Source organism: Streptomyces sp. NPDC047081, from assembly GCF_040643775.1.
Lineage (GTDB): Bacteria > Actinomycetota > Actinomycetes > Streptomycetales > Streptomycetaceae > Streptomyces.
In genome coordinates, this window is the sequence record NZ_JBEYUY010000046.1 from 44942 (window position 1) to 53091 (window position 8150).

At 69.5% G+C, this 8150-nt stretch carries 8 protein-coding genes; 6 read left to right on the forward strand and 2 right to left on the reverse strand.

The features are described from left to right. Positions 1-76 precede the first annotated feature (76 nt). From ABZ848_RS46480 to ABZ848_RS46505, 6 genes are all read left to right on the forward strand, one after another. Entirely contained in the window at positions 77-472 is a 396-nt protein-coding gene (locus ABZ848_RS46480; RefSeq protein ID WP_016432454.1) for a DUF742 domain-containing protein, read from the forward strand. Then, complete coding sequence (locus ABZ848_RS46485) at positions 453-1028, forward strand: ATP/GTP-binding protein (RefSeq protein WP_133046741.1); 576 nt, start codon at positions 453-455, stop codon at positions 1026-1028. Before ABZ848_RS46480 ends, ABZ848_RS46485 begins: the two co-directional genes overlap by 20 nt. Positions 1029-1415: 387 nt before the next feature. Beyond that, complete coding sequence (locus ABZ848_RS46490) at positions 1416-4703, forward strand: nitrate- and nitrite sensing domain-containing protein (RefSeq protein ID WP_360842268.1); 3288 nt, start codon at positions 1416-1418, stop codon at positions 4701-4703. 10 nt (positions 4704-4713) lie between these two features. Further along, positions 4714-5127, forward strand: coding sequence for a roadblock/LC7 domain-containing protein (locus ABZ848_RS46495; protein WP_004983065.1), 414 nt, complete (start codon positions 4714-4716; stop codon positions 5125-5127). A gap of 95 nt (positions 5128-5222) precedes the next feature. Continuing rightward, the gene (locus tag ABZ848_RS46500) at positions 5223-5813 is read left to right on the forward strand and encodes a DUF742 domain-containing protein (RefSeq protein WP_242775553.1); all 591 of its coding nucleotides are present in this window, start codon (positions 5223-5225) and stop codon (positions 5811-5813) included. Then, complete coding sequence (locus ABZ848_RS46505) at positions 5794-6375, forward strand: ATP/GTP-binding protein (RefSeq protein WP_026248371.1); 582 nt, start codon at positions 5794-5796, stop codon at positions 6373-6375. Before ABZ848_RS46500 ends, ABZ848_RS46505 begins: the two co-directional genes overlap by 20 nt. 491 nt (positions 6376-6866) lie before the next feature. On the opposite strand, the gene ABZ848_RS46510 is transcribed toward ABZ848_RS46505, so the two are convergent. Both ABZ848_RS46510 and ABZ848_RS46515 read right to left on the reverse strand, forming a co-directional pair. After that, entirely contained in the window at positions 6867-7055 is a 189-nt protein-coding gene (locus tag ABZ848_RS46510; RefSeq protein WP_360842273.1) for an acyl-CoA carboxylase subunit epsilon, read from the reverse strand. A 57-nt stretch (positions 7056-7112) separates the two neighbouring features. After that, on the reverse strand, positions 7113-8150 hold a 1038-nt coding region (locus ABZ848_RS46515; protein ID WP_360842276.1), incomplete at its 5' end, for a carboxyl transferase domain-containing protein.

The following is an 8150-nucleotide window of genomic DNA, read 5'->3' on the forward strand; positions in this document are numbered from 1 at the left end:
TCCGGCCGACACAAACCCCCCACCGGCCCCGAAAGACGGCCAGCCCGACCGACTTGCTGTCCCGCCCGGAGGATTCATGACCCCGCCCACCGCCTCTCATGATCCGTACGCGGAGCCGTACGAGGATGAGGGCGACCAGCCGCTGGTACGTCCGTACGCGATGACCGGTGGCCGGACCCGGCCGCGCTATCAGCTCGCCATCGAGGCGCTGATCAGCACCACGGCCGACCCGGCAGCACTCATGGGGCTGCTCCCGGAGCACCAGCGCATCTGCCACCTGTGCCGTGAGGTGAAGTCGGTCGCGGAGGTGTCGGCGCTCCTGGCCATGCCACTGGGCGTGGCCCGCATTCTCGTCGCGGACCTGGCGGAGGCCGGGCTCGTCGCCATCCACCAGCCGGGCGGCGACGAGACGACCGGTGCGCCGGACGTGACACTGCTCGAAAGGGTGCTCAGTGGACTTCGCAAGCTCTGACGGAGGGCGGGCCACCACCTCCGCGAAGATCGTGGTGGCGGGTGGTTTCGGCGTCGGCAAGACGACCTTCGTCGGCGCCGTCTCCGAGATCAACCCGCTGCGCACCGAGGCCGTGATGACGTCCGCGTCCGCGGGCATCGACGACCTCACCCACACCGGGGACAAGACCACCACCACGGTGGCCATGGACTTCGGCCGCATCACGCTCGACCAGGACCTGATCCTCTACCTGTTCGGTACGCCGGGTCAGGACCGCTTCTGGTTCATGTGGGACGACCTGGTCCGTGGTGCGATCGGCGCGGTGGTGCTCGTGGACACCCGGCGCTTGGCCGACTGCTTCCCGGCGGTCGACTACTTCGAGAACAGCGGACTGCCGTTCGTCGTCGCGCTCAACGGCTTCGACGGACACCAGCCCTACCAGCCCGAAGAGGTGCGCGAGGCCCTGCAGATCGGCCCCGACACCCCCATCATCACGACCGACGCCCGGCATCGGGCCGACGCCAAGAGCGCGCTGATCACACTGGTCGAGCATGCGCTCATGGCACGGCTGCGATAGCACTCAAGTCAGCCATGTCGTACGGCAGTTGTCGTAGACGCATCGGAGCCGGCTGTGGCCTTTGACACGGTCGGCCCCGGTGTTCATAACGTTTCGGCAGAGGAATCGGGTGGTACGGCCACAGGTCGTTGCCAACTGGTGTCGCTGCGCACACAAAGGCCCCGTCTTTTGACGGGGCTCGCTCTTTATGACCGTTTTATCTGGGGCTTACATCACACGGAATCCTCGCTTTCCACTGTTTGGAAGAGCGCTGGTCGTCGTGCTGGAATGCCTGAACTGCCCAATAGTCAAAGACGTACTCAGTAGTACTGCGTACTCAGTGGCGAACGGGGCTCTGAGACACTGCGGCACAACGTTGGTGCCCGCCGCCGAGAGGTTGTTGGTCGAGTGAGGCGAAGCAAGAACGGTCCCGAGCCGTCGGCCCGGGGCAACTTCACCCCGCCGCCGCGCGGAGCGGCGCCCGCCCCTGTGCCCGGATCGGAACCAACGGCCGCGCCGGCCCCAAGCGGCGGCCGTCTCTCCCCGCGCAACTGGCGCGTTCCGACCCGGCTGAATGCGATCCTGCTCATACCCGTGGCGGTCGGCCTGGTGATGGGCGGCTTCCAGGTGAAGGGCTCGATCGACACCTGGCAGGACGCCCAGGACGCGGAGAGCACCGCGCGTCTGGTGGCGGCCGCCCTGACCTACAGCAACGCCGTCCTGGTCGAGCGCGACACCACCGTGGCGCCGTTGCTGAAGGGCAAGAGCCAGACCGCGGCGGACAAGGCACTCGTCGCCAAGATGCAGAAGCAGACGGACGCCGCCGCCGACGCCTTCGACGAGGCCGCCCAGAGCATGCCGGACCGCCCCAACCTGGTCCGTCGCCTGGAGCGCTTCCGCAAGGTGGAGCCGGAGCTCGCGACGATCCGCGCCGACGCCTACACCTCCAAGTACTCGGGCGTGAAGACCGAAGAGGCGTACACCGACGTCGAGCACCCGCTGACGGAGTTCTCCAACGAGCTCGGCCTCGGCACCGGAAACATCACGAGCTACGGCCGCTCGGTCTACGCCATCACCCTCGCCAAGGGCGCCCTCTCCCTGGAGCGCTCCATCGGCATGCACCTGCTGGTCAACCCGGGTCCCAAGGCCAGCGACCTGGCCACCCAGCGCGTCGCCCTGACCTCGTACGCCTATCTGGAGGGCATCGCGCTCCAGGAGTACCAGGCCGGTGGCACCGACGAGGACATCGCCAAGCTGAACACGGCCGTCGCGCAGATCAAGGCCGACGGCACCGCGCTGGCGAAGCAGGCGGCCGCGAAGGCCGCCGCCGCGGGCGAGAAGTACGTACCGCCGCCGTCCGACGACCCGACCGACATGGTCAAGGGCATGGCGTCGCTGCAGACCACGGACCCCGCCGCCCGGGAGGCGCTGGCCGAGCAGGGCATCACGGTCGAGAACTGGTGGGGCATCACCACCCTCAAGTTCGACGCCTACCGCAAGCTGGAGAAGTCCAAGGCCGATGCCGCGGTGAGCGAGGCGTCGACCATCGCGGACAACGCCAAGCGTGACGCGTTGATCACCGGTGCCGTCGTCGTGGTCGCCCTGCTGCTCGCGTTCATCCTGGCCGGCGCCGTCGCCCGGCAGATGTCCCGCTCGATGCGCCAGCTGCGCAACGCCGCCTTCGGCATCGCCGAGCAGCGGCTGCCGATGCTGGTCGACCAGCTCTCGCGGACCGACCCCGGCCGGGTCGACACCCGGGTCGCGCCCATCCCGATCAACACCCGGGACGAGATCGGCGAGGTCGCCCGCGCCTTCGACCAGGTCCACCGCGAGGCCGTCCGGCTCGCCGCCGAGCAGGCCCTGCTGCGGGGCAACATCAACGCGATCTTCACCAACCTCTCGCGCCGCAACCAGTCGCTGATCGAGGGCCAGCTGACCCTGATCACCGACCTGGAGAACAACGAGGCCGACCCGGACCAGCTGGAGAACCTCTTCCGCCTGGACCACCTCGCGACCCGTATGCGCCGCAACGGCGAGAACCTCCTGGTCCTCGCCGGCGAGGAGCCCGGCCGCCGCTGGGACCAGCCGGTCCCGCTGGTCGACGTGCTCCGTGCCGCCTCCTCCGAGGTGGAGCAGTACGAGCGCATCGAGCTGTCCGGCGTCCCGGAGGCCGAGATCCACGGCCGCGCGGTCACCGACCTCGTGCACCTGCTGGCCGAGCTGCTGGAGAACGCGACGACGTTCTCCTCCCCGCAGACCAAGGTCCGCGTCACCGCGACCCGTCTGCCCGACGGCCGCATCATGATCGAGATCCACGACAAGGGCATCGGCCTCACCGCCGAGGACTTCGCGGACATCAACCACAAGCTCGCGAACCCGCCCACCGTCGACGCCGCGATCTCGCAGCGCATGGGCCTCTTCGTGGTCGGCCGGCTGTCCGACCGGCACGGCATCCGGGTCCAGCTGCGCCCCTCGGGCGAGCAGGCCGGCACCACCTCGCTGGTCATGCTGCCCGACGCGATCACCCACGGCGGTGGCGGCGGCGAGCAGCAGCCCTCGCACGACGAGTTCACGGTCTCGCAGATCATCCCGGAGCAGCAGTTCCAGGGTGAGGACTTCAACAACGGCCTGCCGATGCGCACGGCCGCCGAGCTCGGCTTCGACGACAGCCGCTACGCCGAGATCCCGGACGACATCCGCGAGCTCGACCCGGTCGGCCGCTCGCTGATGCGCGAGGAGCGCCGCGCGGCCCTGGAGGGCCGGCAGGGGCAGGACCAGCCCGGCCAGGACTCCCCCGAGTCCGCGCCGTACGCCGACGCGTTCGACGCGCCGCAGGCCTACGACAACGGCCACGGCGGCTTCCCGGAGCAGAACACCGGCTCCTTCGACCCGCGCCCGGCGTACGAGGAGCAGCAGCAGACTCCGTACGAGGAGCAGCAGCGCCCGTCGTACGACGAGCCGTACTTCGCGCCGAACGGCGGGCTGCCGCAGAACGACACGTTCTCGTCCAACGGCGGCTACCCCGAGCCCTCGTATGCGGAGCCGGCCCAGGACGAGCCCGGGTCCGTCCGCGGTGGCGTACCGGAGTCCTTCCCGGCCTTCGAGGAGCGCCGCTACCAGGACGACTGGCCGCAGCAGGACGGCTACCAGAGCGGGTACCAGGACCAGTACGCTCCGGAAACGGAATCTGCGCAGGCCGCTGACGTCAGTGAGCGCGACCGCGTAGGCTTCGAGCGTCCGGGACCGGCTCCCTCCGCCGCCCACGAGCTGACCGACGCCGGACTGCCGCGCCGCGGTTCCTTCGCGAACGGCACGAGCGGTTCGAACGGCACTCGGCACGTGAACCAGGAGGCGCCGGCGCCGGTCTCCGCACCGGAGAGCAACTCCGGCACCAACGGCAACGGCGACTGGCGCTCGGCCAACGACGAGCGCTGGCAGCAGGCCTCCGCACTCCGGAAGCCCAAGGCGGGCGGGGTCACCTCCTCCGGTCTGCCGCGGCGGGTACCCAAGGCCAACCTGGTCGAGGGAGCCGCCACCAGCACCCCCCAGGGAGGCCCACAGGTCTCCCGCGCTCCGGAGGACGTCCGGGGCAGGCTGAGCAACCTGCGTCGCGGCGTCCAGCGCGGGCGCAACGCAGGCAGTGAAACGAACGGCCAGGGCTTCGGTCCTGACAGCACCTACAACCAGGAGCGTTAGTGTGAGCCCGATGAGCCAGGCGGCACAGAACCTGAACTGGTTGATCACCAACTTCGTGGACAACACCCCGGGGGTGTCCCACACCGTGGTGGTCTCCGCCGACGGACTCCTTCTGGCGATGTCCGAAGGGTTTCCGCGCGACCGCGCCGATCAGCTCGCGGCCGTCGCCTCCGGTCTGACCTCGCTGACCGCCGGTGCCTCGCGCATCTTCGAGGGCGGCAGCGTGAACCAGACGGTTGTGGAGATGGAGCGGGGATTCCTGTTCATCATGTCCATCTCCGACGGATCCTCGCTCGCGGTCCTGGCGCACCCCGAGGCGGACATCGGCCTCATTGGGTACGAGATGGCCCTTCTGGTGGACCGTGCCGGTACGGTCCTGACGCCGGATCTCCGTGCGGAGCTCCAGGGCAGCCTGCTCAACTGACAGACAGACGGTGCGTTTTGGCGTCCCGGGGCCGTAAGGTTTCGGGACGCGGCTCCACAGGGATGCGGTGCCCGGCACAGTCGGAGGAGGAGAAAGTGGCAACACCCCCAGGCGGTTCGAATTCGGGCAACTGGTCGTACGGCCCTGCCCAGGGCCCGAACGACGGTTCCCAGAACCCGAACCGTTACAACTTCCCCTCCGCCCCGAGCCAGCGGCGTGGACCGTACGCGCCCCAGGGTCCCCAGGGTCCCGGGCCGTCGCCGTACGACCAGCCGCCGGCGCCGCGTATCCAGCCCGTGCAGCCGCAGCGCCGCTCCCCCGAGCCGGCGCCCGCGGGGGCGTCGAACAACCCGCTGGTGCGTCCGTACGCCATGACCGGTGGCCGGACCCGCCCGCGTTACCAGCTCGCCATCGAGGCGCTGGTGCACACCACCGCGCAGCCGCACCAGATGCAGGGCCAGCTGCCCGAGCATCAGCGGATCTGCAACCTCTGCCGTGAGATCAAGTCGGTGGCCGAGATCTCGGCCCTCCTGACCATCCCTCTCGGTGTGGCCAGGATCCTCGTCGCCGACTTGGCGGAGGCGGGACTGGTCGCCATTCATCAGCCCGGCGGCGACGAGAACGCCGGCGGCCAGCCAGACGTGACACTGCTCGAAAGGGTGCTCAGTGGACTTCGCAAGCTCTAGCGGCGGTCCTTCCCGCTCCACCACCTCGGCGAAGATCGTGGTGGCGGGTGGCTTCGGCGTGGGCAAGACCACGTTCGTCGGGGCCGTTTCGGAGATCAACCCGCTGCGCACAGAGGCCGTGATGACATCCGCTTCGGCGGGCATCGACGACCTCACCCACACCGGAGACAAGACGACCACGACGGTCGCCATGGACTTCGGCCGCATCACCCTGGACCAGGACCTGATCCTGTACCTCTTCGGTACGCCGGGCCAGGACCGCTTCTGGTTCATGTGGGACGACCTGGTACGAGGCGCCATCGGCGCGATCGTCCTGGTGGACACCCGCCGTCTCGCCGACTGCTTCCCCGCGGTCGACTACTTCGAGAACTCGGGTCTCCCCTTCGTCATCGCCCTCAACGGCTTCGACGGCAACCAGCCGTACAACCCCGACGAGGTCCGCGAGGCCCTCCAGATCGGCCCCGACACCCCGATCATCACAACGGACGCCCGCCACCGCGCGGACGCCAAGTCGGCCCTGATCACCCTGGTCGAGCACGCCCTGATGGCCCGCCTGCGCTAAGCGCTCCGCTGGATGTGCGGCGGTGTGTCGCGGCTCATCTGCGGCGCCGTCGACACAGCCCCGCGCCCCTTTGGGGCGCTGCCGAACCGCAGCCGACACCGAAAGGGCCCCTCCTTCCCGGAGGGGCCCTTTCGCGTCAACGCCCGGCCGCGTTGCGCAGGACATCCCGCATGGATCCCATCCCGAACTCGTCCTCGGCGGTGGGCTCGAAGGGCAGCTTCGCCGCCCTCGTAGCGGCGGATGAGCTCCCGCACCGCGGACTCCGCCTCGGCGCGGACGCCCGCCTCGTCCAGCGGGTCCGGCCCCTCCCGCATCCGCCGCTCCCAGTCGGGATCGGACGTGTCCACGGGCCGCTCGGCAAGGGGCTTCAGCTTCGCGTCGATGAGCGCGACCCGGGCCCCGGTCTCCGTCAACTCCCTCATGGTTCCCAGGATGCGGTACGGCCCCGCCCTCCCGGAGGGGAGAGCGGGGCCGTACGGGCGCTGGAGGGCTCAGTGCCAGCTGTGGGGGGCCCGGAAGCCGCCCTCGCGCTCCAGGCGGCGCCAGCCCGCCTTGGGGCCGCGGTGGGCCGGGGTCTCGGCGGGCTGGGCGGCGGCGCGGGCGAGGAGGACGGCCGTGATGGCGGCGACTTCCTCGGGCTCGGCGTGGCCCTTCTCGACGCGGATGTCAGGGGTGCTCATAGGTCTCAGTCTCCGTGAGAGAGGTTTCCGCGGGGGTGTCGCGGAGGGTCCGCTGGGTTACTGCGGGGGGTTGCCGTGCTTGCGCGAGGGCAGGTCGGCGTGCTTGGTCTGCAGCATCGCGAGGGAGCGGATGAGCACCTCTCGCGTCTCGGTCGGGTCGATGACGTCGTCGACCAGGCCGCGCTCGGCCGCGTAGTAGGGGTGCATCAGCTCGGACTTGTACTCCTTGACCATGCGGGCCCGCATGGCCTCGGGGTCCTCGGCCTCGGCGATCTGCCGCCGGAAGATGACGTTGGCGGCACCTTCGGCGCCCATCACGGCGATCTCGTTCGTCGGCCAGGCGTACGTGAGGTCGGCACCGATGGACTGGCTGTCCATGACGATGTACGCACCTCCGTAGGCCTTGCGCAGGATCAGGGAGATCCGGGGCACGGTCGCGTTGCAGTAGGCGTAGAGGAGCTTCGCGCCGTGCCGGATGATCCCGCCGTGCTCCTGGTCGACGCCCGGGAGGAACCCGGGGACGTCCAGGAAAGTGACGATCGGGATGTTAAAAGCGTCACACATCTGGACAAAGCGCGCAGCTTTTTCGCTGGCCTCGATGTCCAGGACGCCGGCGAGGGTCTGCGGCTGGTTGGCGACGATGCCGACCACCTGGCCGTCCAGGCGGGCCAGCGCGCAGATGATGTTCCGCGCCCAGCGCTCGTGGACCTCCAGGTACTCGCCGTCGTCGACGATCTCCTCGATGACCTTCGCCATGTCGTACGGGCGGTTGCCGTCGGCCGGGACCAGGTCGAGCAGGACGTCGCTGCGGCGGTCGGCCGCGTCGGCGGACTCGACGCGCGGCGGGTTCTCGCGGTTGTTCTGGGGCAACAGGCTGAGCAGATACCGGACTTCGGCGATGCAGGTCTCTTCGTCGTCGTAGGCGAAGTGGCAGACACCGGAGGTCTCGGCGTGCACGTCCGCGCCGCCCAGGCCGTTCTGGGTGATCTCCTCGCCGGTCACGGCCTTGACCACGTCCGGGCCGGTGATGAACATCTGCGAGGTCTCGCGGACCATGAACACGAAGTCCGTGAGGGCGGGGCTGTAGGCCGCGCC